This window comes from Perlucidibaca aquatica (assembly GCF_001676655.1).
GTDB lineage: Bacteria > Pseudomonadota > Gammaproteobacteria > Pseudomonadales > Moraxellaceae > Perlucidibaca > Perlucidibaca aquatica.
Window position 1 is genome coordinate 26,105 of record NZ_LZDB01000001.1, and the last position, 24,636, is coordinate 50,740.

The following is a 24,636-nucleotide window of genomic DNA, read 5'->3' on the forward strand; positions in this document are numbered from 1 at the left end:
CTGGCGATCATTTCGCTATGGCTCAAATTACTCGAGATTCTGCGAGCATTCGGCATCTGCACCATTCACCGAGCAACGAGTCTTCTTCAAGACTTTCATGGTGAATGGGTTGTAGATACCTTCCTTGGTCAGGGCAATACGTGCGTCACGCAGGAGCACGATATAACCGTCTTTGTCTTTCTCTGGCAGATCCATCCACACACCCGCTGGAATATCCTTCTCTGCCTTGTTCACGATGCCCATGGCGCGTGGTGTTTGCGCGTTCCAGTAAACACGTGACTTCTGACCAAAATCAGCAGGGAACTTTTCCTTGTTGATGATCAATTGGAATGTCAGCTGAACGATTGGGAAGCGCACGATGGCACCGTTCTTACCCAAGCCCTTGTACATTTCCAATGGCTTATAGGCCAACGCAGGTGCTGCAACAATATCTACAGCGCCGTTATTGAACTTAGCAGCGAAGTTGGTGATGTCCGAGGAAACGGGCTGAGCGCCAATTTTCTGAACCATTTTGGCTTGTGATTTGTCGTAATCAAACACGGCAATTTTCTTACCGGCAAGCTTTTCTACGCTGTTGATGGAGCGGTCTTTCACGAACAGGAAAGCAGCACCGGCGGGCGCAATGCCGGCCACTTCATATTTGCCTTGAACCATTTTCGAGGCCAGCGCTGGGTTAGCCAATGTTGCCAGGGCTTTTTCCATGATTTTGTTCGATGGGATTGCACCCAAGGAGTCGAGGGAGCCCGTGAAGTCATTGAATTGACGACCACGCAGGCCGGTTAACATAACGCCATCACATTGACCCGCTTTGAAGTCTTCAGCGGCGGTACGTTCGTCGGTGTAGGTTTTCAGTTCAATTTGACCACCCATGCCCTTAGCGGCCAGGACATAGTCCTTCATCATGCCAGTGACATCGCCTTGCGCGCCGAGGATATCGAACACACAAACTTTGCTTGCCGCTGACGCTTGCATCGAAAAAGTTGCAGTTGCCGCGAATACGGATGCTGCTAGTAGGTTTAACTTACGCATTTGAGTTCCCTCTGTTTAATCAATTTTAAGCCGAATGTAGGGCTCATGACGTTGAACGCCATGAGCCCTAAAAAGTTCACACGGGGTTAGAGCAGGTCACCGACGTCAACGCCTTCAGGAGCTTCAACTTTTTCATCCCAGAATTTGCCCAAGCTACCCGGCGGTGTGCGTGTTCCTGCACCCTCAGTCCAAAGCTTGTCGGACAAGGACAAGACAATGAAGCCCGCCAGACTGTCTACCAAGCCATACTGAGGGTTAGGTTTGAAATCTTCTTTTACCGCAGTGAAGCGACGAATGGCATCGCGAACACGGGCGTTATCATCTTTACCCACCGCAGACAGGGCATACATAGCGTGCGGCAAGCGAACACCAGCAGCCTCACCCAATGCCATAGAGGCATTGAAGGCACCCCAAACATCTTTGCCTTCATCTAAGCCTGGCAGTACGTTCCAGATCACAGCGCGCGCTGCAACCGGTACGCCCCACCACTTTTTGTTATCCAAGCAAGAGAATGCACGTTCGGCTTTTGCAGCGATATCGAGCGGCACACCAACAGCTTGCTGAGCAGTGATGTCGTTGAGAACCGCCTGCAGGCCGGTGATGAGGCCGAGCATGTAGACGAACTCATCGAAGTCTTTGTAGAAGTCAGTGCACTCTTCGCCAATTTTGATTTCGTAACGCTTTTCGTAGTACGTCACGAAACGGTTGTAAGCATTGAGCTGACGACGAGCGGCAAGTTCAGCGAAGCGCTTTTGCGCGATACGTGCGTCTTGAGCTTCTTCTACGTTACCGGCGCGCGAGGCACGCAGATAGCGCAGCTCATTATCGAAGGCCACGGTTTCAGCACACAGTGCTGCGGTGGTGTAGAGCAGTGTGCCCAACTGATTAGCATCGGCACCCAGATTTTCGGTCGCCATCAGAAGCGGCGTAACCGCAACACCCGACTGGCAAGCCATCAGGTAATCGGTGTCTTTCAGCATGGGTGGAACGAGCTTCTTTTCAACGAAGCGCAGGGTTTGGTTACTGATAAACGCCAGCGGATCGCAGGCGGAGAGCAGAACGGATGCGCCAATGATGGCACCGGCGAAACCGCGACGGAGTAGGCTGGAGCCACTCATGTCTTTCTCCTTGAGTTGATTATTATTGTGACGCTTAGGCGCATTATTGTTATGGATGCAGCAAAAGCGTGTCAGCACTTACTGACAGGACGGGCAAAAGATACCACCAAGCACTGTCAAGATAGAAGCTCTTAGAGCAACCGTTCAGTGGTTTTTTTTACTCTTTACAAATGCCGTTGGAGGCTAGTGTTAGCCCCCAACGGACAAGCTCATTAAGACTCAATTAGCTCTTTAATGGACAGCTTAATACGGCCGCGCTGGTCAACATCAAGCACCTTGACCTTAACAACCTGACCTTCCTTCAAATGGTCGGTGACATTCTCAACGCGCTCATGAGCGATTTGCGAAATGTGCACGAGACCATCGGTGCCTGGCAGGATATTGATGAAGGCACCGAAATCGACGATACGCGCTACCGTACCCTCATAAACCGCACCCACCTCAACTTCAGCAGTGACTTCCTGAACACGAGCCAGCGCCGCCTGCGTAGCACCCTTGGTTTCGCCGTAGATACGAACCAAGCCGGAGTCATCAATGTCGATGCTCGCCTTGGTCTGCTCGCAGATGCTGCGAATCATGGCGCCGCCCTTACCAATAACATCACGAATCTTGTCCGTGCTGATCTGGATGGTGGCGTACGTCGGGGCATTGGCATTCACTTCGGCACGGGACTGAGCCAGTACTTGGTTCATCTGACCGAGAATATTCAGGCGAGCTTCACGAGCTTGGCCCAGCGCCACTTCCATAATTTCTTCAGTGATGCCTTCGATCTTGATGTCCATCTGTAAGGCAGTGACGCCATTTGCAGAACCGGCCACCTTGAAGTCCATATCGCCCAGGTGATCTTCGTCGCCCAAGATGTCGGTCAAAACGGCAAAGCGCTCGCCTTCTTTCACCAGACCCATTGCGATGCCTGCGACCGGCGCTTTCATCGGCACGCCGGCATCCATAAGGGCCAGCGAAGCGCCGCAGATCGAAGCCATCGAGGACGAACCGTTGGATTCGGTAATTTCCGACACCACACGAATGGCATACGGGAACTTATCGGACGACGGCAGCATGGGGTGCACACCGCGACGCGCCAGACGACCATGGCCGATTTCACGACGCTTAGGACCGGATTCGCGACCGGTCTCACCCACCGAGTAGGATGGGAAGTTGTAATGCAGCATGAAGTTGTCGGTGTAGCTGCCTTCAAGGGCATCAATCATCATGGCATCGCGTGTACCGCCCAGCGTGGCCGTGACTAATGCCTGGGTTTCACCGCGCGTGAACAATGCTGAACCGTGAGCCTTGCCCAGAACACCCGTTTGGATGTCGAGTGCACGAACCGTGCGGGTGTCGCGACCATCGATACGGGGCTTGCCGGACAGAATATTGTCACGAACCGTACGATACTTCAGGTCTTCAAACAGGTCTTCGAGATCATCGGCAGCGCCATCTTCTGTGGCGAACTGCGCCATAGCGGCAACCTTGATGGCATCCAAGCGCGTGTAACGATCTTGCTTTTCGCGAATCGTATAGGCTTCCGATATCTGCGCTTCAAAAGCTGCCTTGAGGGCCGCCTTCAGCTCGGCATTCACAGCAGGCAGCGTCAGCTCCCAACGTGGCGTGCCGACTTCTGCAGCAAATGCTTTGATGGCTTCAATAGCCACTTGCATTTCGTCGTGACCAAAGAGCACGGCACCGAGCATTTGATCTTCGCTCAGTTCTTTTGCTTCGGACTCAACCATCAGCACGGCACCTTGCGTACCAGCAACCACCAGATCCAAATCGGAGGTTTTCAGTTGCTCATAGCTTGGGTTAAGCACGTATTCATCATTGATGTAGGCAACGCGTGCAGCACCAATTGGACCATTGAACGGCAGGCCGGAAATAGCCAAGGCTGCCGACGTGCCCAGCAACGCGGCGATATCGGGATCCTGCAGCTTGTCCGTCGAGATCACAGTTGCCGTGACCTGCACTTCATTCACAAAGCCTTCGGGGAACAGCGGGCGAATCGGGCGGTCGATCAGGCGCGAGGTCAAGGTTTCTTTTTCTGAAGGACGACCTTCACGCTTGAAGTAACCACCGGGAATGCGACCGGCTGCATAGGTTTTTTCTTGGTAGTTTACGGTCAGCGGGAAAAAATCCTGACCTGGCTTGGCTTTCTTAGCACCGACGACGGCTACGAGAACCTGAACGCCACCCATGGTGACAATAACAGCGCCGGTTGCCTGACGTGCAACGCGACCCGTTTCCAGGGTGACAGTCTGCTGACCAAATTGAAATTCTTTACGTACGATATTGAACATGCTTTTCCTCTGCGGACTGCCCCATGGCAATCCCTAGTTTTCCGATACTTACAAGATTGTCATCGGAGGCCCCTAACAGCTGGGCAGACCTTGGTGCAGCGCAGGTGTTAGAAGCCTCTCCCATGACGGCCGACATGTCACATCCTGTGACCAACCAACATTTCTGATGGCTGAAAAGACTGGGAGCGGCAAGCCGCTCCCAGTGTGTTCCGCTTAGCGGCGCAGACCCAGTTCCTGGATCAGAGCGCTGTAGCGTGTGCTGTCTTTACGCTTCAGGTAGTCAAGCAGCGTACGACGCTGGTTAACCATCCGAATCAGACCGCGGCGCGAGTGGTGGTCATGTTTGTGCGCCTTGAAGTGACCTTGCAGGTCATCAATGTTAGCGCTGAGCAGCGCAACTTGAACTTCACAGGAACCGGTATCACCGGCTGAGCGGGCAAACTTGGCAACAATCGCAGCTTTGTCTTGGACCGTAAGGGCCATGGTATTACTCCTTCTGAGAGGCCAATAGAACAGCGACAGACCGCGCCTCTCTGCAGTCCGCGCCAACATCCCCCAAAGGGGTTGTACACACGTCTGTTAGTACGAAGACTTCAACAAACGCTTGGGAGCCAGCATGCCGTCATCATCGACAAAGCCAATCCCGAGAAATTCTTCGCATCCGGCTTCAACCTGAAAAATCAGCACTGAGCCTTCGCTTGGCAGGCCAGAGGCCCGCACTGGATTACCGTGGCGCAGATAATACGCTGAACTTTCGCTCAACTCCACCCGGGGCCAATCGGCCAAACCGGACCATGGCGGCAGCAATAACGCATCTAAAGCCGCAAAGCCTTGAGGCTCCAGCAGCTCAATTTCAGCGGGTGTCACCGCCTGAGTTAAATCGAACGGGCCCGCCGACAAACGGCGCAACTCAACCACATGTGCGCCACAGCCTATTGCCTCGCCAATGTCTTCCACAAGATTGCGAATATAGGTGCCCTTAGAGCAGCACACGGTCAACTCGGCAAAGGGCGGCTCGAGGGCATCTAATGTCAGCGAAAAAATCGTCACAGGCCGCGCTTCACGTGCCACCTCAATGCCGGCACGTGCCAACTCATAGAGTGGACGACCGTCTTGCTTGAGCGCCGAAAACATCGAGGGGATCTGCATGATGTCGCCACGAAAGCGCGCCAATACCTGCTCTAGAGACTCTGGCGTGATGACAGGAACGGGGCGCTCTTCTACAACCTCGCCATCGGCATCTGAGGTATTGGTACGTTGACCAAAACGGAGGCGCGTTCGATAGCTCTTGTCGGCTTCGAGAAGGTAATGAGAATACTTGGTGGCTTCGCCTAGGCAGATCGGCAACACACCGGTCGCCAACGGATCAAGGCTGCCCGTATGCCCCGCTTTTTCAGCTTGGTATCGGTGCTTGACCCACTGCAGGATCTGATTTGATGTCATGCCCTGTGGCTTATCCAGCAACAGCACACCATCGATGGGGCGTTTAGGGCGACGAGGCTTGCTCAAGACAGACTCAGGTCGCCGAACCGTCTTTGTGATCGGCAGTGTCCGCTTGTGGCGCAGACTCAGCACGCTCGGCATCATCTTTCACCGCTTGTGAAATCAAGGCTGCCATGCGATTGCCACGCGTCACCACCACGTCATGGTGAAAACGTAAATGCGGCACGATACGCGTGCGTAGACCGCGGCCGAGTTCGCCACGCAGAATGCCCGACGCGGCATTGAGAATCGCAATGCCCTCATCCGGCGCCTCATCCAAGGTCTTACCGAGGATGGTGACATAAATGTCGGCATAGCCCATGTCTGGGCTAACCTTCACGGCCGAAATTGTCACCATGCCCAGACGCGGATCTCGCAGACGCTGACGAATCAGGTCGGAGAGATCGCGCTGGATTTGGTCGCCCATGCGTTGCGTGCGTTGACTCACTCAGTCGGCCTCTTACAAGCTGCGCTTGATAATTTGAACTTCGTAGACTTCGACTTTGTCGCCCGCCTTGATGTCCTTGTAGCCCTTAACCGCGAGACCACACTCCATGCCGTGACGAACTTCCATGACGTCTTCTTTGAAGCGGCGCAGCGATTCCAGTTCACCCTGGAAGACCACAACATCTTCGCGCAAGACGCGGATGGGCTTGTTCTTAAACAAGCTACCTTCGAGCACCATACAACCGGCAGCAGAGCCAAACTTCGAGGAGTGGAACACTTCACGAACCTGAGCCATACCCACAATATTTTCACGGCGCTCAGGTGTGAGCAGACCGGACATGGCATCACGCACATCATCAATTAATTCATAAATGATGCTGTAGTAACGCAGGTCGATACCATCATTTTGGCACTTCGCACGGGCCGCGTTATCGGCACGGACGTTGAAGCCCAACACGACGGAGCCGGTCGATTCGGCCAAGGCCACATCAGACTCAGCAATCGCACCAACACCCGAGCTAACGATCTTGACGCGGACTTCGTCCGTGCTGAGGTCATTAAGTGCAGCCGTGAGTGCTTCCAAGGAACCACGCACGTCGGTTTTCAAAATGATATTGACTGATGCCACTTCTGCCTTGCCCATGTTGGCAAACAGATTTTCCAGCTTCATGCTTTCGGCCAGATCCATACGTACCTGACGATCACGAGCGATACGGAAGTCTGCGACTTCACGGGCCTTACGATCATCGGCAACGACGAGGAACTCATCGCCAGCACCTGGCGCATCCGGCAGACCAAGAATCTCAACCGGCATGGACGGACCTACCGACTTCACCTGCTTGCCATTCTCATCAATCAGCGCACGAGCACGTCCGTAGAGCGTGCCTGCCAACACCAAGTCTCCCTGCTTCAGGGTGCCTTTCTGCACGAGCAAGGTTGCTACCGCACCACGACCCTTATCGATGCGCGACTCGATCACAACACCTTGTGCTGGGCCCTCAGAGACGGCGGTTAGCTCCAGCAGTTCAGCTTGAATCAGGATGGCTTCGAGCAATTCGTCGATACCAAAACCGGTCTTTGCCGACACCTTCACAACCTGGGTATCACCGCCCCACTCTTCACAAATAACTTGCTTGGCAGACAGCTCACTGAGCACGCGATCAAAGTCCACGGACTCTTTGTCGACCTTGTTCATGGCAACAATCAGTGGAACACCGGATGCGCGAGCGTGATCAATGGCTTCTGCCGTTTGTGGCATCACGCCATCATCCGCAGCCACCACCAGCACCACAATATCGGTCGCCTTCGCACCACGCGCACGCATCGCGGTGAACGCGGCGTGGCCCGGTGTATCGAGGAACGTAATCATGCCGCGTGGCGTTTCAACGTGGTATGCGCCAATGTGCTGCGTAATACCGCCCGCTTCACCGGCAGCAACCTTGGCGCGACGGATGTAGTCGAGCAACGAGGTCTTACCGTGGTCAACGTGACCCATAATGGTCACAACCGGCGCACGCGTCTTGGCATCGCCATGACGAACGATGGAGTCCATCAACGAATCTTCCAGCGCGGTTTCACTGACGAACTTAGGCGCGTGGCCCATTTCTTCAACCACCAGACCCGCAGTCGCTTGATCAATCACTTGTTCGGCCGTGACCACTTCGCCCATTTTCATGAGCACACGAATCACTTCGCGGGTTTTCTTGGCCATCTTCTGAGCCAAGTCACTCACCACAATCGATTCGCCAATGCTGACTTCGTAAACCTGCTTCTCAACGGGCTTTTCGAAACCATGCTTCTTGGAGAGGGCACTGGTTAATGTGCGCTGAACAGGACGGAAGGTCTGCTCTTCACGCTTCTTCGGACCTTTCTTGGCCGTGCGAGTTGGCGTCGTTGTACCACGCTTAATTTCACGATCTTCGCGAGCGAACGAATCTTCATACGCGACGCCCACCAGACCGCGAGCCAGTGGCGTATCGGCTGCTGGTGCAACTGTCTGCGCACGTCCGGCAAGTTCTTCGGCGATGCGACGCGCTTGCTCTAATGTTTTTTGGCTGGCTTTTTCTTCCGCTTCTTTGCGAGCAGCATCTTCTTGACGACGACGCACATCTTCCGCGGCACGATCTTTAGCTGCCTGCTCTTCACGGCGCGCGCGCTCTTCCGGTGTCTCTAATTTCTTGACATCGACCTTGGGCACGCTGAGTTTACGGTTATCTTTCGCATCGCCACCCATTTGCTTGCGTGCTTCTTCAGCGGCCTTACGAGCCTCTTCTTCAGCCGCAGCAATACGCGCCTCTTCCGCAGCACGACGCACAGCATCTTCAGCCGCAACACGCTCAGCTTCAGCTTTACGAACCGCTTCTTCGGCGACCAAGCGCGCTTGCTCTTCGGCTTCGCGAGTCGACTCTTCTTGCTCTTCGAGCAAGGAGCGCTTCACATAGGTTTTGGTCTTGCGAACTTCAACGTTAACCGTTTTGGCTTTGCCACCGGTTACGGGAGCCGTTTTCAGCGTGCTCACCGTTTTACGTTGCAGAGTGATTTTCTGCGGCTGACCCGCAGCTTCGCCATGCTCACGCTTCAGGTGAGACAGCAGCTGCTGCTTTTCAATATCAGACACAGCAGCATCAGGACTGGTGTGCGACAGACCGGCATCGCGCATTTGCGCGAGCAGCACATCCACTGAGCGACCGACAGTTTCGGCGAGTTGTTTGACAGTTACATCAGCCATGGGGCGTGGTTCTCCGTTGCAAAAGAGGTGGCCAAGGTTCAGTTGAACCAGGGCTCACGCGCCTTCATGATCAATTGGGCTGCCGACTCAGGCGTGATGCCTTCGATATCAGCAATGTCATCAATGGCTTGTTCAGCCAGGTCTTCCATGGTCACGATGCCGCGAGCAGCCAAAGCAAATGCCAGCTTGCGCTCCATCCCTTCCATTGCCAGCAGGTCATCAGCCGGCTCTTTCGCGCCCTCTTCCGACACCAGCGCCTTGGTCAACAACGCGTCTTTGGCGCGCTGACGCAGAGCCTCAACGAGCTCTTCATCAAAATCTTCAATGGCCAGCAGCTCTTCCAGCGGCACATAAGCCACTTCTTCGAGCGTAGTGAAACCTTCGTTAACGAGGATGCCAGCGATATCTTCATCGACACCCAGATCAACAACAAAGCCATCAACAAACTTCTGGGCTTCGGTTTCTTGCTTAGCTTGCGCATCAGCAACGGTCATCACATTCAAACGCCAGCCGGTCAGATCCGACGCTAAGCGCACGTTCTGGCCGCCGCGACCAATGGCCATGGCCAGCTGATCTTCTTCAACGGCAACGTCCATGCTGTGGCTGTCTTCGTCAACAATGATCGAAGACACTTCAGCTGGCTGCAGCGCGTTAATGACGAACTGTGCGGGGTTATCATCCCAGAGCACGATATCAACACGCTCACCACCGAGCTCACCCGAGACCGCTTGCACGCGCGAACCGCGCATACCAATACATGCGCCCTGCGGATCAATGCGGTGATCGTTGCTCTTCACAGCCAACTTGGCGCGCACGCCTGGATCACGCGCAGCGGCACGGATGGCGATAATTTCTTCGCCAATTTCTGGCACTTCAATGCGGAATAATTCAATCAGCATTTCAGGACTGGCACGAGACAACAAAAGCTGTGCGCCACGGCCTTCGCTATTTACGGCATAGAGCACAGCACGCACGCGGTCACCCATACGGAAATTTTCGCGCGGTAGCATCTCTTCTTTGGCCAGATAGGCTTCAGCGTTTGCACCGAGGTCCACAATCATGCCGTCACGTGTGCTTTTCTTGACCGTACCCGAGAGAATCTCGCCAATGCGATCACGGTAGGCGTCAACCACGAGAGCACGCTCAGCCTCTCGCACTTTCTGCACAATGACTTGCTTGGCTGTTTGCGCCGCGATACGACCAAACTCAATCGAAGGAACCGATTCTTCAACGATATCGCCGAGCTTCAGGCCCTTTTCTTCGACATCGCTAATTGCCAGCTGCATCGCAGGAATTTCGTGGTCTTCATCGGCAACGACTTCCCAGAAACGGAAGGTCGAATACTCACCCGTGCGACGATCGATCACGACACGAATATTGATTTCGTCGGTATCAAAACGCTTCTTGGTGGCAGCAACCAGCGCCTGCTCCAATGCTTCGAAAATCACTTCGCGAGCAACACCTTTTTCGTTGCTTACGGAGTCCACTACCAACAGGATTTCTTTGCTCATGATTCGACCTGCGTGATCATTTGTTCTTGTCAGAAATTAGGCACGATGTTGGCTTTGTCGATGCTCATCAAGGGAATCTGCACCAGCACACCCTCTACTTGCAATGACAACTGCACATCATCTGCCGCCTGAATATGGCCCTTAAAACGGCGACGGCCTTGAATAGGCGCCGTCAACCGCACGTTTACTTCTTCACCAATGAAACGAATGTAATGGGAAGGCTTGAACAGTGCGCGATCCCAGCCCGGCGAAGACACTTCCAGGGTGTACTCACCACTGATGGGATCTTCAACATCGAGCACGCCACTGACTTGATGACTCACCGAAGAGCAGTCATCAATGCCAACACCTTCCTCGCGTTCGGTTTCAATAAAAAGACGCAGCACGGAATGTTTTCCCTGCTGAAAAAACTCAAGACCCCACAACTCGAAACCACAAGCCGCTACTGCTGGCTCGAGCAACGTCGTCAGATCTTCGACTTTCTTCGAGATTGCCATGTCGGCCCCTCTCCCCGTCATGCGTTCGCGTCGCGAAGACACTTCGCAAAACCCAAACGCCAGAAACAAAAAGTGGGCGAATCGCCCACGGTATCGGCAGCCACAGCACCCTAAAGTGCCTGCCGCAGGACCCATAAAAAAGCCCACTTAAGCGTGGGCTTTTTTACAAAGTCCGAATGTGGTAGCGGGGGCTGGATTTGAACCAACGACCTTCGGGTTATGAGCCCGACGAGCTACCTGACTGCTCCACCCCGCATCAGAGGTTGCGAACTGTACGGATCTGACTCGAACTTGTCAAACCCTTTCGCCACCGGCGACGCCGGTATTTACAACTCATTTCAGCATGACACTAAAACGAGCTTAAATTGGTGCGGAAGGGGGGACTTGAACCCCCACGCCGTTAGGCACAGCCACCTCAAGGCTGCGTGTATACCAATTTCACCACTTCCGCATGTCGGTGTTTAAACCCGCCTCCGGGCTTTTTTGAGGCTCACGCCCCTATCGAACTTCCAACGCTTATTTTGAGGACGTTGGCAGATCGGCATTCAACGGTGCAACGGGCGCAACGGCAGATTCAGGCAGCACAGGCAGAGCCGACTGAGGCGCCGCTGCTGCAGGGAAAAATGCCCCCGCTTTTGCTGCATTCTGCTTGGCATAAACAGCCAAACCCAAACTGGTCAGGAAAAACACCAGCGCCAAACCTGCGGTTAGCTTGGTTAAGAACCCTGCCGAACCTGCGCTACCAAAGACCGTACCGGAAGCACCAGAGCCAAACGATGCACCCATTTCGGCACCCTTGCCCTGTTGCAACAAAATGAGTGCAATCATGACAACTGCCACCAATATGTGTACGACCAGAACCAGCGTTTCCATCTTCTTACCCTGTTAAAGCGCTTGCTGGGCAGCCCGGCAAATCGCTAAAAATTCTGTGGCCTGTAGGGATGCCCCACCAACCAATGCACCATCTATATCTGGCATCGCAAACAAACCTTGCGCATTCGATGCCTTAACACTACCGCCATACACAATTCTCAGCGCTGCCGCACAATCTGCATCAAAGGCGGCAACAACTGCCCTTAACGAGGCATGTACCGCTTGCGCCTGAATCGGCGAGGCCGTTAAGCCCGTACCAATTGCCCAGACCGGCTCGTAAGCCAGCACTGCATTCGCTAATGCTTCTGGACCTTGCGACTCCAGGACGGCCAGCAACTGCCGCGACACCACCGATAAAGTCTCACCGGCTTCACGCTCAGCCAATGTCTCGCCTACGCACAACACGGGACTTAGCCCAGCCTGCCGCAACGCTTTAAATTTTGCGGCCACAACATAATCATTTTCAGCATAAAACTGACGACGCTCAGAGTGCCCAACCAGCGCACCCGACACACCACAGTCTTTCAACATCGCCGACGATAATTCGCCGGTGTAGGCCCCAGAGTCATACTCTGAAACCGTTTGCGCCAATACCCGTAATGAGCTGCCTTTTACGGCATCATTAATCTGCAACCAGTACGGTGCAGGCGGCACTAGACACACATCGATTTCGCTCAATTCACGGAGCTCGCTCAACTCGCCCAAAAGTGTCTGAGCCTGAGCTTGCGATCCGTTCATTTTCCAATTGCCAGCGACCCAGGGGCGACGCATATCTAACTCCTTGGCAGGCCGGCCTCGCGAGGTCGGCAATACTAGCGAAGCTCTCGCAGGCTTACAAGCAGTTGCGAACGACTTCTGCCAACTCTTCGGCTAATTCTTGCACCAAAGCCGCATCAGCACCTTCCACCATGACGCGAATCAGTGGCTCCGTGCCAGACGCACGCAAGAGCACTCGTCCTTGATCTGCCAGTTTCTCTTCAGCCAAGGCCACGGCCTTTTGAATGGCTGGCACCGTTTTGATATCGATTTTCTCCGCCAAGCGCACATTAATCAGCACTTGCGGGTACTTGCTCATACCTGCCTTGAGCTCAGCGAGTGACTTACCGCTGCCGATCATCGCGGCCAATACTTGCAAGGCAGCCACAATGGCATCGCCGGTGGTCGCTTTATCCAAACACACAATGTGACCCGATGCCTCGCCGCCCAGCGTCCAACCGCGACTCTCCAATGCCGCCATGACGTAGCGATCACCGACATTAGCGCGAACAAACTCTAAACCCAGGGCATGGATAGCCTTTTCCATGCCAAAGTTGCTCATCAGGGTACCGACCACGCCGCCCACCACTTTGCCAGCGCGCAGTCGCTCCCTGGCAATCAAGTAAATCAGCTCATCGCCATCTACCAGGGCGCCCTGATGATCCACCATAACAATGCGATCGCCGTCGCCATCAAAGGCAATGCCAAGATCGGCTTTTTCGGCCAGGACCCGCGCCTGCAACCCCTCAGGGTGCGTGGAGCCCACTTCATGGTTAATGTTCAAACCATCGGGCTCGCAAGCATGCTTAATGACCGTTGCGCCCAACTCTGCGAATACGGCCGGGCCAACCTGATACGTGGCGCCATGAGCACCATCAACGACGATCTTTAACCCTTGCAGCGACATACTGAATGGCAGGGCCGACTTACAAAACTCGATGTATCGACCTCGAGCATCCTCCTGACGAATCACCTTACCGAGCTGGTCGGGCTTATCGATGACCATCTCCCGATCCATCCACGCTTCGATTTCTAACTCGACGGCATCAGGCAGTTTTTTACCATCCGCACCAAAAAATTTAATGCCATTGTCGTAATAAGGATTGTGCGAAGCCGAAATGACGATGCCCGCGCTCGCATGGAAGGCGCGCGTGAGATGCGCCACTGCTGGCGTTGGAATTGGCCCGAGCAAACGCACACTGACGCCCGCCGCAGACAAACCCGACTCCAGTGCCGACTCAAAAACATAGCCGGACAAGCGTGTATCTTTGCCTACCACAACCGATGCGTTGCCTTGCGACGCCATGGCACGACCTGCCGCCCAACCCAGCTTCAACGCAAAATCTGGGGTGATGGGGTACTGCCCCACTAAGCCGCGAACACCATCCGTGCCAAAGTACTTTCTGCTCATACATCATCCTTTTGATAATTTTTTTGTGCCTGCCAGAGCATCAATGCCTCAACGGTTGGCGCCACGTCATGGGTACGAACAATACGCGCGCCTCGATCAACCGCCAAGAGCATGGCGGACAATCCGGCCGCTTGTCGCGCCATCACGGGAGCTCCATTCAATACCTGACCCAGCATAGATTTGCGCGACACCCCAACCAATAGCGGCAAGGCCAGCGCTTGAAGCTCATCAAACTGCGCCAACAAACGTAAATTGTGCGCAAGACTCTTGCCGAAACCAAAACCCGGGTCGCAAATTAGCTGCTCTCGACGAATACCGGCGCGCAGGCAGGCCTCAATACGCTCCTGCAAAAACGCGCTCACTTCAGCCACTATGTGCTGATAGCTGGGCGCCACCTGCATCGCGTCTGGCTCACCCTGCATGTGCATTAAACAGACCGGCAAGCCCGTGCTCGCCGCCGCCGCCATTGCACCCTCGCGCCTGAGCGCGCGCACATCATTGATCAGTCCCGCACCTAAGCGCGCAGCCTCTGTCATGGCCTGCGGCGTTGAGGTATCCACCGAAATAATGACATCAACATTCGCGGCAATGGCCTCTACCACAGGCAATAAACGATCCAGTTCTTCGGCCACGGTCACCGGCTTGGCACCCGGCCGCGTGCTTTCCGCACCGACATCAATAATTTGTGCGCCTTCCGCCAACATGGCCTCCGCCTGACGCAAAGCGGCATCACGCTGCGTGTAACGCCCTCCATCCGAGAAGGAGTCTGGCGTGACATTGAGCACGCCCATAACGACAGGCATCTGCAGGGATATGGTGCGCGAACCACAGTGGAGTATCGTCATGTTGTACTTTCAGAAAAGACGATGCCCCGCCTGCACAAAAGCGCAGACGGGGCATGACATTAACGTTTAAACCGCGTCTGCAGCAGGCTCGCCCACTACATCAGGCTCAGCTTTAGTGGCGCTTACTGTTGGGCTTCCACCCGACTTGTCGCTGTCGCTCCAACCGCGAGGGGTACGGACCGGTACGCGCGCCATCAAATCATCGATCTGATCGGAATCAATGGTTTCATATTGCATGAGAGCCGCTGCCATGGAATCGAGGATGTCCCGATTGTCGACCAGCAATTGCTTCGAGCGCGTGTAGCAACGATCAATGATGGCGCGCATTTCCACGTCAATATCAATCGCAGTTTGCGTCGAGATATTGCCCCGAGCACCTGGGCGACCATACATTTCGGCTTCATTTTCTTCATACAGCAAGGGGCCGAGCTTTTCGGATAAGCCCCACTTGGTGACCATGTTGCGCGCCAACTCAGTGGCTCGCTGAATGTCGTTGCTCGCGCCCGTGGTAACACCATCCACACCCAGCGTCAGCTCTTCTGCAATACGGCCGCCGAACAATGAACAAATATTGCCTTCAATCCCGCGCTTGGAAATGGAGTAACGATCTTCCTCGGGCAAGAACATGGTGACGCCCAAGGCGCGGCCACGCGGAATAATCGACACTTTGTAGACCGGATCATGCTCAGGCGTTAAGCGACCGACAATGGCATGACCCGCTTCGTGGTAGGCCGTGTTGAGCTTTTCTTTATCCGACATCACCATGGACTTGCGCTCAGCGCCCATCATGATTTTGTCTTTGGCCTTCTCAAAGTCATTCATACAGACTTGCTTACTATCGCTGCGTGCAGCGAACAAGGCCGCTTCATTGACTAAGTTAGCCAAATCAGCGCCTGAGAAGCCCGGCGTTGAACGCGCAAGGGTTGATGCATCCACATCGCCTGCCATCGGGATTTTACGCATGTGCACTCGCAGAATCTGCTCACGGCCGCGGATATCCGGAAGACCCACAACAACCTGGCGATCAAAGCGACCTGGACGCAAGAGCGCCGAGTCCAGCACATCGGGGCGGTTGGTAGCAGCAATGACGATGACGCCTTCGTTGCCCTCGAAGCCATCCATTTCTACCAGCAACTGGTTCAGGGTTTGTTCGCGCTCATCGTTGCCACCGCCCATGCCGGCGCCACGATGACGACCCACCGCATCAATTTCATCGATGAAAATAATGCATGGGGATTGCTTCTTGGCCTCTTCGAACATGTCGCGCACACGGCTAGCGCCCACGCCAACAAACATTTCAACGAAGTCTGAGCCGGAGATGGAGAAGAACGGCACTTTCGCTTCGCCAGCAATCGCTTTAGCCAGCAGCGTTTTACCCGTGCCTGGCTGACCTGCCATGAGGATGCCACGCGGAATACGTCCGCCGAGTTGCTGGAATTTGCCCGGATCGCGCAGGAACTCTACGACCTCTTTGACTTCTTCCTTGGCCTCATCGCAACCCGCCACATCAGCGAATGTGACCTTGATTTGATCTTCACTGAGCTGACGCGCGCGCGACTTGCCAAACGACATCGGGTTGCCACGACCGCCCGCACCACCGCCCATGCCGCCACCCATTTTGCGGGACAGGAACATAAACAAACCCACCATCAAGAGGATGGGGAAAGCGGCTACCAAGAGCTGCGACACCAGGCCCTGCTGCTCAGCTGGCGCGCCCACGATGGCGACATTTTGCTTGAGCAATTGATTCATCAGGTCAGGATCTTGAATCGGCGGACGCACCACATCGAAACGCTGACCACTGGCGCGATCACCCGAGATCGTGTCTGGCGTAATGCGAACCTGCTTAATTTCACCCGCATCTACCGCGGCGAGGAATTCGCTATAGGACATAGCCTGAGCGGGCTTGGCCTTGTTGAAATTGCCGAAAGCGAACATCAGGCCGCCGGCAATCAACAACCAAACCACTAAGTTCTTGGCGATATCATTCATTATCACGAACCTCCCAGGCTCAAAAAAATTAGGGCTTAAAACCCGTAGCCACCAAATAGACTTCGCGTGAACGCGCTCTAGAGGCATCAGGCTTACGCGCCTTCAGCACCGGGAAGTGCTGACGAATCATGTGCCGGTACTCCTCATAGCCTTCTCCCTGAAAGACCTTAACGAGGAACGCACCATTTGGCTTAAGCACTCGCTCCGCCATATCAAGTGCCAACTCACAGAGATACATTGCACGCGGCTGATCTACTGAGTTGTTACCAGACATATTGGGGGCCATGTCGCAAATTACAAGGTCAACTGGCTTATCCCCTAACGCTGCCATAATTTCGTCGAGCACACTGTCTTCACGAAAATCGCCCTGAACAAAGGTTACATCAGGCAAAGCATCCATGGGCAGAATGTCTGTCGCAACCACACAACCCCGGTCACCGAGAATTTTTCCGGCTACCTGGCACCATCCGCCGGGCGCAGAGCCCAAGTCCAAAACCCGCATACCGGGTTTAATCAGCTTATCTTTCTCTTGAATTTCCAGCAGCTTATAACTGGCTCGCGAGCGATATCCGTCTTTCCAGGCACGCTGAACGTAATGATCATCGAGGTGTTCACGCATCCAAACTTTGCTGCTACCGCTCAGTTTGTGGTTGGTAATCTTTGTGGCCATATCTCACCGCAGGCTAACCTGCAAAAAAAACGAACTCGTCCGCCTCAACAGGCTAAACTAGGCATCCTTTTTACCAGAAACCCGCCCGCATTTCCTGACAAACCGTGCTTACGGCTGGAATTGCGCTCGGACCAGCGTCATTTGAGGTTTATTGTGAGCTTGTCTACCGCTGAAAAAAAACGACTTCGCCAAATTGGTCACCACCTTAACCCGGTGGTCCTGCTCGGCGGCAATGGACTCACTGAAGCGGTCATCGCGGAAATTGATGCTCGCCTAGAAGATCACGAACTCATCAAAGTCCGTGTGGGCGGTGAAGACCGCGCCGCTCGCTTGGCTGCGATTGAAGAAATTGCTAACGCAACAAAATCCGAAGTGGCTCAAATTATTGGGAAGCTGGCGCTGCTTTACCGCGCGGCTCGCAAGCCCGACCCTAAGCTGTCTAACCTGCTGCGCGTAACAAGCTAAATCGCTGCGCGGATCACAGTCCGCGCTGTAGCTTTTGCTGCACAAACAGCGGGCCAATGAGTAGAAAAACCAAATCATCAGCAAATGATGGTTTCGCACCCTCGACTTTATGCCCCCAGAACTGCACGGCCCAAGCTGCCACCCACGTTGCGACAAAAATCGCAAACATGGGCAGCTGTGCTTGCTCCATCCAAACGATGAGCGCAAAGCTAATAGCCAACCAAACCAGGCCTGTGGCGGCACTCCAGAGAGATAGACGCATATAAAACGCCATGACTGGCAATGCGCCCAATGTCGCGACATTGACCCAAGGCTGATACGCCTCTGGAATACCTGGAATTAAATGCCCGAGTGGAATGAGCCAGAAAAGCCCTAAGGTGGCCCAAAAAATGAGTGGCACACAAAAAATATGGACAATCTGATTGGTTCTGTTTCGGTGGCTTTTGGCGTACTCGGCCAAAAATTCTGATTCACTGCGCATCGGTTCATCCTCTTTTTTTTATTAGCCATGCTTTTAGGCAGTATCTAACCGACTGTCAACCAATGCCCTACACCTTCGTTAGTCAAATCACCTAACGGAGAAGCAACATGAAAAAACTATTCGCTGCTGTGATCTTACTCGCTTCAACGCCGCTCTTTGCGGCGGATGTAGGCGTATCTGTCAGCATTGGCCAACCTGGCTTTTATGGCCAAATCGACATTGGCAACCAGTACTCAAGGCCTGCCTTGATTTACAGCCAACCCGTGGTCATTCAGCCCGTTCAAGTGGTTCGTCAGCCGATGTATCTGCATGTCCCGCGTGGCCATGCAAAGAACTGGCGCAAACATTGCCGCCAATATGGTGCCTGCGGCACACCGGTCTACTTCGTACAGGACAACTGGTATAACAACGTCTATGTACCTGAGTACCGCCAACATAAGCACAAGGATCGCGGCCATCCTAGCAAAGGCCACGGAAATGGTCATGGCAATGGCCATAAAGACTAAAAAAAACGCCCTCAGTTGAGGGCGATTTTTTTGCGGCATCAGTTACACATATCGAACCGCAATAACTTCATACTCCACGCGACCACCCGGCGTTTCAATCATCACGGCGTCGCCTTCTACCTTGCCGATCAAACCGCGTGCAATCGGCGAGTTCACTGAGATTTTACCAATCTTATAGTCCGCCTCATCGTCACCAACGATTTGATACGTTTTGGCCTCGCCCGTTTCAACATTCTCAATATCCACAGTTGCACCGAAAATGACTTTGCCATTGTTGGTCATCTGCGTGATGTCGATGATCTGGGCATTACTGAGCTTGCCTTCGATGTCTTGAATGCGCCCTTCAATAAAGCCCTGCTGTTCACGAGCTGCGTGATATTCGGCGTTTTCTTTCAAGTCGCCGTGAGCACGCGCTTCCGCAATAGCCGCCGTAACCGCGGGGCGATCCGTGCCCTTCAGCTTATTCAACTCCGCCTTCAAGGCTTCAGCGCCCTGCACAGTCATCGGATAGCGTTGCATTACGCAATACCCTCATGCATGTCCTGCAGACGGCGCACGGTCAATGCGTCCTTCGAGCGTAACGACTGGCAGACCGCTTCGGCACCGCTGAGCGTGGTCGTGTAGTAGACCTTGCCCTGCAGCGCGCTGCGGCGGATCGAGAACGAATCCTGCTGCGCCTGCTTGCCTTCGGTGGTGTTGATGATGAAGTTGATCTCGCCATTCTTCAGCATGTCGACCACATGAGGTCGCCCCTCGGTGACCTTGTTGATGCGACGGCAGGCAATGCCAGCCGCTTCCAGCTCTCGCTGTGTACCGCTGGTGGCAACCAATTCGAAGCCCAAATCTGCCAATTCACGACCGATACGCGGCAGATGCACCTTGTCCGAATCACGCACAGACAAGAACACACGACCGCCATTCGGCAGGCGCTCGTTGGAGCCGAGCACGGCCTTATGGAAAGCCTCAGCGAAGGTATCGCCGGAACCCATGACTTCGCCCGTGGATTTCATTTCTGGGCCAAGGATGGGGTCTACGCCAGGGAATTTGGCGAACGGGAACACGGCTTCTTTCACGCTGTAATACGGCGGAATGATTTCTTTCGTGAAGCCTTGATCTGCCAAGGACATACCCGCCATGCAGCGCGCGGCAATCTTGGCCAGCGAGGTGCCGATGCACTTGGATACGAACGGCACGGTGCGCGAGGCACGCGGGTTCACTTCCAGCACATAGACATCCTGACCCTTGACCGCGAACTGCACATTCATGAGGCCAACCACGCCCAGCTCACGCGCCATGCGGATGGTCTGGTCGCGCATGATGTCTTGCAGCTCGGCCGAAAGGTTGTAGGGCGGCAGCGAGCAAGCGGAGTCACCGGAGTGAATGCCGGCCTGTTCGATGTGCTGCATGATGCCGCCGATGACGACATCCTTACCGTCGCTGACACAGTCGACATCGACTTCGATGGCGTCATCGAGGAAGCGATCCAGCAACACCGGCGATTCATTCGAGGCCTGAACAGCTTCGCGTAGGTAGCGCGCCAACTCGGCATCGTTAAAGACGATTTCCATGGCACGACCGCCAAGCACATAGCTCGGGCGCACAACCAGCGGATAGCCGACTTCGGAGGCCAAACGCAGACCCTCTTCGGCCGAGCGGGCGATGCGGTTGGGCGGCTGCAGCAGGTTCAGGCGTTCGACCATCTGCTGGAAGCGCTCACGGTCTTCGGCACGGTCGATGGCATCCGGCGAGGTGCCGATGATGGGCACGCCAGCGGCTTCAAGGGCACGCGCCAGCTTCAGCGGCGTCTGACCGCCGTACTGCACGATAACGCCCTTGGGCTTTTCCAATGCGGCAATTTCGAGCACGTCTTCCAACGTTACCGGCTCAAAGAACAGGCGGTCGGAGGTGTCGTAATCCGTGGAAACGGTTTCCGGGTTGCAGTTGACCATGATGGTTTCGTAGCCATCTTCGCGCATGGCGAGGGCCGCGTGAACGCAGCAGTAGTCGAACTCAATGCCTTGACCGATACGGTTCGGGCCACCGCCCAGCACCATGATCTTGTCACGGCTGCTCGGATTGGCTTCGCACTCTTCCTCGTAGGTCGAGTACATGTAGGCGGTGCTGGTGGCGAATTCAGCCGCGCAGGTATCAACACGCTTGTAGACCGGGCGGATGCCCAGATTCCAGCGGCGCGTGCGCAGTTCTTTTTCGGACACACCAATCAAACTGGCCAGGCGGCTGTCGGAGAAGCCTTTACGCTTCAAGCCCCACATCGTGTCGTAATCCAGGCCAGCAAAGCCGATACGGGCCACGTCAGCTTCTGACTTAATCAGATCTTCGATTTGCACCAGGAACCATTTGTCTACGCCAGTCAGGCGATAGACTTCATCCAAGCCTAGGCCCATACGGAAGGCATCACCGATGTACCAGATACGATCTGGGCCCGGATTCGACAACTCATTGCGGAGCTTGGCTTCGGCTTCAGCATCGCTGGTATCGAGCATAGGCGTGAAACCATCCACACCGACTTCCAGGCCGCGCAGCGCTTTCTGCAACGACTCTTGGAAGGTACGGCCAATGGCCATGACTTCACCGACCGACTTCATCTGCGTGGTCAGACGCGGCTCAGCCTGTGGGAACTTCTCGAAGTTGAAGCGCGGAATTTTGGTGACGACGTAATCGATGGACGGTTCGAACGACGCTGGCGTGCGGCCGCCGGTGATGTCGTTTTTGAGCTCGTCGAGCGTGTAGCCGACGGCAAGTTTCGCGGCGACCTTGGCGATCGGGAAGCCAGTGGCTTTCGAGGCCAGCGCCGACGAACGCGACACGCGCGGATTCATCTCGATGATGACCATACGGCCGTCAACCGGGCTGATGCCGAACTGCACATTGGAACCACCGGTCTCTACACCGATCTCACGCAGCACGGCGCACGAGGCGTCGCGCATGATCTGGTATTCCTTGTCGGTCAGGGTCTGTGCTGGCGCAACCGTAATCGAGTCGCCGGTATGCACGCCCATGGCGTCAAAGTTTTCGATGGCGCAAACGATGATGCAGTTGTCGTTGCGGTCACGCACCACTTCCATTTCGTACTCTTTCCAACCAATCAGCGACTCGTCGATGAGCAGCTCATGGGTCGGCGACAGATCGAAGCCGCGCTCGCAGATCTCAATGAATTCTTCACGGTTGTAAGCAATACCGCCACCCGATCCGCCCATGGTGAACGAGGGGCGGATAATGGATGGGAAGCCGGTGCTTTCGAGCACCGCAAAGGCTTCTTCCATGGTGTTTGCAATACCTGCGCGCGGGCATTCCAAGCCAATGCGACGCATGGCTTGGTCAAACAAGCGACGGTCTTCGGCCATGCGGATGGCTTCTTTCGACGCACCGATCAGCTCAACGCCGAACTTAGCCAACACACCTTCTTTATCCAGTGCCAATGCGCAGTTCAGCGCAGTTTGACCGCCCATGGTTGGCAGTAGCGCATCGGGACGCTCTTTTTCGATGATCTGCGCCACGGTCTGCCAAGTAATCGGCTCGATGTACGTCGAGTCGGCCATGGATGGATCGGTCATGATCGTGGCGGGGTTCGAGTTCACCAGAATGACGCGATAACCCTCTTCACGCAGGGCTTTACAGGCTTGGGCGCCGGAGTAATCGAACTCACAGGCCTGGCCAATAACGATGGGGCCGGCACCGATGATGAGAATGCTTTGAATATCAGAACGCTTTGGCATGACTTATTTCCGGGCCTGCATCAATTCAATGAAATGGTCGAACAGTGGTTGCGCATCATTCGGGCCAGGGCTGGCTTCTGGGTGACCCTGGAAGCTGAACGCGGGCTTGTCGGTGCGGTGAATACCCTGCAGCGAGCCATCGAACAGCGACTTATGCGTAACGCGTAAGTTCGTTGGCAGCGAAGCCTCATCAACAGCGAAGCCATGGTTCTGGCTGGTAATCATGACGCGACCGGAATCGATATCTTGAACCGGGTGGTTGGCACCGTGGTGGCCGAACTTCATCTTTAGTGTCTGGGCGCCGGAAGCCAGCGCCAACAGTTGATGGCCAAGGCAGATACCGAAAACCGGAATATCGGTCTTCAGGAACTCGGCAATGGCGGCAATGGCGTAATCACACGGTGCGGGGTCGCCAGGGCCGTTAGACAGGAAAATGCCGTCCGGGTTCATCGCCAGCACATCGGCCGCCGACGTTTGCGCAGGCACCACGGTCACTTCGCAGCCGCGATCCGCCAGCAAACGCAGGATGTTGTGCTTCACGCCGAAGTCGTAGGCGACAACCTTGAATTGCGGCGCAGCCGACGGCGTGACATAGCCTTTATCTAGCGTCCAGCTACCTTCAGTCCACTGATACGCGGCTTTGACCGAGACCACTTTGGCGAGGTCGGCCCCCTTCAGGCCAGGGAAGGCACGGGCAGCCGCCAGCGCAGCCTCAACCGCGCCTTCTGCAGCGGCAGCAGGGCCAGCGATGATGGCGCCATTCTGGGCACCCTTTTCACGCAGAATTCGCGTCAGGCGACGCGTATCGATATCAGCAATGGCGGTCACGCCGTTGCGCACGAGGTAGTCCGACAAGGTCTCGGTCATGCGCCAGTTGCTGGCCAACAGCGGCAGATCACGGATGATCAAGCCAGCAGCCCAGACTTGGGACGACTCAACATCTTCTGGGTTAGTCCCGGTGTTGCCGATGTGCGGGTAGGTCAGCGTGACCATCTGTTGGCAATACGAAGGATCAGTAAGGATTTCTTGATAGCCGGTCATGGCCGTATTGAAAACGACTTCACCGCTGGATTGCCCTGCGGCACCGATGGAACGACCCCGAAAAACGCTACCGTCTTCCAGAGCGAGAATGGCTGGCTGGCTCAAACCGACCTCCGAGCAGAGTAATGGGCTGGGCGTGCGCGCAAAAAAAGCGAGGAAGAGGAACTCCTTCTCGCTTTAGGCTGCCTATTTCAGCAGTGTTGCGCACAGGCACGATTTGAGCGGCGATTTTACGCGGATGAACGGCTGCTGTCCATCAGAAGCTGACACCTAGCCACAGCTTCAGTAACACCAACCTCAACTATGTCGTCGGCGTTGGCGGCGGCCCAACACGATGTGAATAGCCAGCAAGGCCGGCAAAAGCAGGCCTATGAGCCAATGTAGCAGTGACACCCACTCACGCGTATCTTCATTAACAAAGTAGTAGAGAGCTAGCCCTGACATTGTCAGGCAGAGCATCAGACAGGCAAAGACAAGGCCGCTGGCGCGATTACGACGTAAGCGCCATGCACGACTCATATGGCTCTGCAGTAGCGATCCGACAAAAAAAACAACGGCATATGCTAGGACCCCATGCGCCTGCAAACTAACGTACTCAAAAGGGCTAGATACAGGCCCTAACGGACCCTGCTGAATACCGAAATAATGAAGCAACACCCAAGCCAAGCCGCTACCAAAAAGCAGAATCAGCGTGCTGTAGACCGCGACTCGATGCCAGCCATGCAGAATGATGGAGCCGGTAGAGGTCGCCAT

General features: G+C 55.0%; 22 protein-coding genes and 2 tRNA genes. 2 read left to right on the plus strand and 22 right to left on the minus strand.

The window, feature by feature from the left end; all coding sequences use genetic code 11:
* Window positions 1-27: 27 nt before the first annotated feature.
* The 17 genes from A8710_RS00125 to rlmE all read right to left on the minus strand — a co-directional run bounded on the left by A8710_RS00125 (window position 28) and on the right by rlmE (window position 17,653).
* Window positions 28-1,029, minus strand: a complete 1,002-nt coding sequence (locus A8710_RS00125; protein ID WP_068857427.1) for a putative solute-binding protein — start codon at window positions 1,027-1,029, stop codon at window positions 28-30.
* Window positions 1,030-1,115: 86 nt separating this feature from the next.
* Window positions 1,116-2,147: a hypothetical protein gene (locus A8710_RS00130; RefSeq protein ID WP_068857428.1), complete on the minus strand. Its 1,032-nt coding sequence runs from the start codon at window positions 2,145-2,147 to the stop codon at window positions 1,116-1,118.
* 212 nt (window positions 2,148-2,359) lie between these two features.
* Window positions 2,360-4,441, minus strand: a complete 2,082-nt coding sequence (gene pnp, locus A8710_RS00135; protein ID WP_068857429.1) for a polyribonucleotide nucleotidyltransferase — start codon at window positions 4,439-4,441, stop codon at window positions 2,360-2,362.
* Window positions 4,442-4,654: 213 nt separating this feature from the next.
* Complete coding sequence (gene rpsO / locus A8710_RS00140) at window positions 4,655-4,924, minus strand: 30S ribosomal protein S15 (protein ID WP_068857430.1); 270 nt, start codon at window positions 4,922-4,924, stop codon at window positions 4,655-4,657.
* Window positions 4,925-5,020: 96 nt separating this feature from the next.
* Window positions 5,021-5,950 (minus strand): tRNA pseudouridine(55) synthase TruB, encoded by a 930-nt coding sequence (gene truB, locus A8710_RS00145; protein WP_068857431.1) that lies wholly within the window; start codon window positions 5,948-5,950, stop codon window positions 5,021-5,023.
* A 7-nt stretch (window positions 5,951-5,957) separates the two neighbouring features.
* Window positions 5,958-6,371, minus strand: coding sequence for a 30S ribosome-binding factor RbfA (gene rbfA, locus A8710_RS00150; protein WP_264753514.1), 414 nt, complete (start codon window positions 6,369-6,371; stop codon window positions 5,958-5,960).
* A gap of 12 nt (window positions 6,372-6,383) precedes the next feature.
* Complete coding sequence (gene infB / locus A8710_RS00155) at window positions 6,384-9,098, minus strand: translation initiation factor IF-2 (RefSeq protein WP_068857433.1); 2,715 nt, start codon at window positions 9,096-9,098, stop codon at window positions 6,384-6,386.
* A 38-nt stretch (window positions 9,099-9,136) separates the two neighbouring features.
* Complete coding sequence (gene nusA, locus A8710_RS00160) at window positions 9,137-10,609, minus strand: transcription termination factor NusA (RefSeq protein ID WP_068857434.1); 1,473 nt, start codon at window positions 10,607-10,609, stop codon at window positions 9,137-9,139.
* A 29-nt stretch (window positions 10,610-10,638) separates the two neighbouring features.
* The gene (rimP, locus tag A8710_RS00165) at window positions 10,639-11,100 is read right to left on the minus strand and encodes a ribosome maturation factor RimP (protein ID WP_068858092.1); all 462 of its coding nucleotides are present in this window, start codon (window positions 11,098-11,100) and stop codon (window positions 10,639-10,641) included.
* 185 nt (window positions 11,101-11,285) lie between these two features.
* Window positions 11,286-11,362, minus strand: a tRNA-Met gene (locus tag A8710_RS00170).
* A gap of 110 nt (window positions 11,363-11,472) precedes the next feature.
* A tRNA-Leu gene (locus A8710_RS00175) sits at window positions 11,473-11,557 on the minus strand.
* 65 nt (window positions 11,558-11,622) lie between these two features.
* Window positions 11,623-11,979, minus strand: a complete 357-nt coding sequence (gene secG / locus A8710_RS00180) for a preprotein translocase subunit SecG (protein WP_068857435.1) — start codon at window positions 11,977-11,979, stop codon at window positions 11,623-11,625.
* A 12-nt stretch (window positions 11,980-11,991) separates the two neighbouring features.
* On the minus strand, window positions 11,992-12,750 hold the full coding sequence (gene tpiA / locus A8710_RS00185) for a triose-phosphate isomerase (RefSeq protein WP_068857436.1): 759 nt from the start codon (window positions 12,748-12,750) through the stop codon (window positions 11,992-11,994).
* A 61-nt stretch (window positions 12,751-12,811) separates the two neighbouring features.
* Entirely contained in the window at window positions 12,812-14,146 is a 1,335-nt protein-coding gene (gene glmM, locus A8710_RS00190) for a phosphoglucosamine mutase (RefSeq protein WP_068857437.1), read from the minus strand.
* The gene (gene folP / locus A8710_RS00195) at window positions 14,143-14,991 is read right to left on the minus strand and encodes a dihydropteroate synthase (RefSeq protein WP_068857438.1); all 849 of its coding nucleotides are present in this window, start codon (window positions 14,989-14,991) and stop codon (window positions 14,143-14,145) included. Before folP ends, glmM begins: the two co-directional genes overlap by 4 nt.
* Before the next feature lie 66 nt (window positions 14,992-15,057).
* Window positions 15,058-16,983 carry an ATP-dependent zinc metalloprotease FtsH gene (gene ftsH, locus A8710_RS00200; RefSeq protein ID WP_068857439.1) on the minus strand — a complete coding sequence of 642 codons (1,926 nt, stop codon included), beginning with the start codon at window positions 16,981-16,983 and terminating at the stop codon, window positions 15,058-15,060.
* A gap of 28 nt (window positions 16,984-17,011) precedes the next feature.
* The gene (gene rlmE / locus A8710_RS00205; RefSeq protein WP_068857440.1) at window positions 17,012-17,653 is read right to left on the minus strand and encodes a 23S rRNA (uridine(2552)-2'-O)-methyltransferase RlmE; all 642 of its coding nucleotides are present in this window, start codon (window positions 17,651-17,653) and stop codon (window positions 17,012-17,014) included.
* A gap of 153 nt (window positions 17,654-17,806) precedes the next feature.
* Between rlmE and yhbY the strand changes: the two genes are divergently transcribed.
* Window positions 17,807-18,118, plus strand: a complete 312-nt coding sequence (gene yhbY, locus A8710_RS00210; RefSeq protein WP_406609575.1) for a ribosome assembly RNA-binding protein YhbY — start codon at window positions 17,807-17,809, stop codon at window positions 18,116-18,118.
* 13 nt (window positions 18,119-18,131) lie between these two features.
* Here the strand turns inward: yhbY and A8710_RS00215 are convergent, their stop codons facing one another.
* Complete coding sequence (locus A8710_RS00215) at window positions 18,132-18,599, minus strand: Mpo1 family 2-hydroxy fatty acid dioxygenase (protein WP_068857441.1); 468 nt, start codon at window positions 18,597-18,599, stop codon at window positions 18,132-18,134.
* A 107-nt stretch (window positions 18,600-18,706) separates the two neighbouring features.
* Between A8710_RS00215 and A8710_RS00220 the strand changes: the two genes are divergently transcribed.
* Complete coding sequence (locus A8710_RS00220; RefSeq protein WP_068857442.1) at window positions 18,707-19,105, plus strand: hypothetical protein; 399 nt, start codon at window positions 18,707-18,709, stop codon at window positions 19,103-19,105.
* 42 nt (window positions 19,106-19,147) lie between these two features.
* Here A8710_RS00220 and greA read toward each other — a convergent pair whose 3' ends face one another.
* The 4 genes from greA to A8710_RS00240 all read right to left on the minus strand — a co-directional run bounded on the left by greA (window position 19,148) and on the right by A8710_RS00240 (window position 24,636).
* Window positions 19,148-19,624, minus strand: a complete 477-nt coding sequence (greA, locus tag A8710_RS00225) for a transcription elongation factor GreA (protein ID WP_068857443.1) — start codon at window positions 19,622-19,624, stop codon at window positions 19,148-19,150.
* Window positions 19,624-22,842: a carbamoyl-phosphate synthase large subunit gene (gene carB, locus A8710_RS00230; RefSeq protein WP_068857444.1), complete on the minus strand. Its 3,219-nt coding sequence runs from the start codon at window positions 22,840-22,842 to the stop codon at window positions 19,624-19,626. The genes greA and carB overlap by 1 nt, the downstream gene beginning before the upstream one ends.
* 3 nt (window positions 22,843-22,845) lie before the next feature.
* The gene (carA, locus tag A8710_RS00235) at window positions 22,846-23,988 is read right to left on the minus strand and encodes a glutamine-hydrolyzing carbamoyl-phosphate synthase small subunit (RefSeq protein ID WP_068857445.1); all 1,143 of its coding nucleotides are present in this window, start codon (window positions 23,986-23,988) and stop codon (window positions 22,846-22,848) included.
* Window positions 23,989-24,180: 192 nt separating this feature from the next.
* Window positions 24,181-24,636, minus strand: a complete 456-nt coding sequence (locus A8710_RS00240) for a hypothetical protein (RefSeq protein WP_068857446.1) — start codon at window positions 24,634-24,636, stop codon at window positions 24,181-24,183.

Coding starts and splice junctions, on each gene's coding strand:
- pnp (WP_068857429.1), bottom strand. CDS start 4,441: ATGTTCAATATCGTACGTAAAGAATTTCAATTTGGTCAGCAGACTGTC.
- A8710_RS00130 (WP_068857428.1), bottom strand. CDS start 2,147: ATGAGTGGCTCCAGCCTACTCCGTCGCGGTTTCGCCGGTGCCATCATT.
- secG (WP_068857435.1), bottom strand. CDS start 11,979: ATGGAAACGCTGGTTCTGGTCGTACACATATTGGTGGCAGTTGTCATG.
- A8710_RS00215 (WP_068857441.1), bottom strand. CDS start 18,599: ATGCGCAGTGAATCAGAATTTTTGGCCGAGTACGCCAAAAGCCACCGA.
- glmM (WP_068857437.1), bottom strand. CDS start 14,146: ATGAGCAGAAAGTACTTTGGCACGGATGGTGTTCGCGGCTTAGTGGGG.
- nusA (WP_068857434.1), bottom strand. CDS start 10,609: ATGAGCAAAGAAATCCTGTTGGTAGTGGACTCCGTAAGCAACGAAAAA.
- tpiA (WP_068857436.1), bottom strand. CDS start 12,750: ATGCGTCGCCCCTGGGTCGCTGGCAATTGGAAAATGAACGGATCGCAA.
- A8710_RS00220 (WP_068857442.1), top strand. CDS start 18,707: ATGAAAAAACTATTCGCTGCTGTGATCTTACTCGCTTCAACGCCGCTC.
- folP (WP_068857438.1), bottom strand. CDS start 14,991: ATGACGATACTCCACTGTGGTTCGCGCACCATATCCCTGCAGATGCCT.
- greA (WP_068857443.1), bottom strand. CDS start 19,624: ATGCAACGCTATCCGATGACTGTGCAGGGCGCTGAAGCCTTGAAGGCG.
- carB (WP_068857444.1), bottom strand. CDS start 22,842: ATGCCAAAGCGTTCTGATATTCAAAGCATTCTCATCATCGGTGCCGGC.
- rlmE (WP_068857440.1), bottom strand. CDS start 17,653: ATGGCCACAAAGATTACCAACCACAAACTGAGCGGTAGCAGCAAAGTT.
- A8710_RS00125 (WP_068857427.1), bottom strand. CDS start 1,029: ATGCGTAAGTTAAACCTACTAGCAGCATCCGTATTCGCGGCAACTGCA.
- ftsH (WP_068857439.1), bottom strand. CDS start 16,983: ATGAATGATATCGCCAAGAACTTAGTGGTTTGGTTGTTGATTGCCGGC.
- rpsO (WP_068857430.1), bottom strand. CDS start 4,924: ATGGCCCTTACGGTCCAAGACAAAGCTGCGATTGTTGCCAAGTTTGCC.
- infB (WP_068857433.1), bottom strand. CDS start 9,098: ATGGCTGATGTAACTGTCAAACAACTCGCCGAAACTGTCGGTCGCTCA.
- A8710_RS00240 (WP_068857446.1), bottom strand. CDS start 24,636: ATGGCGACCTCTACCGGCTCCATCATTCTGCATGGCTGGCATCGAGTC.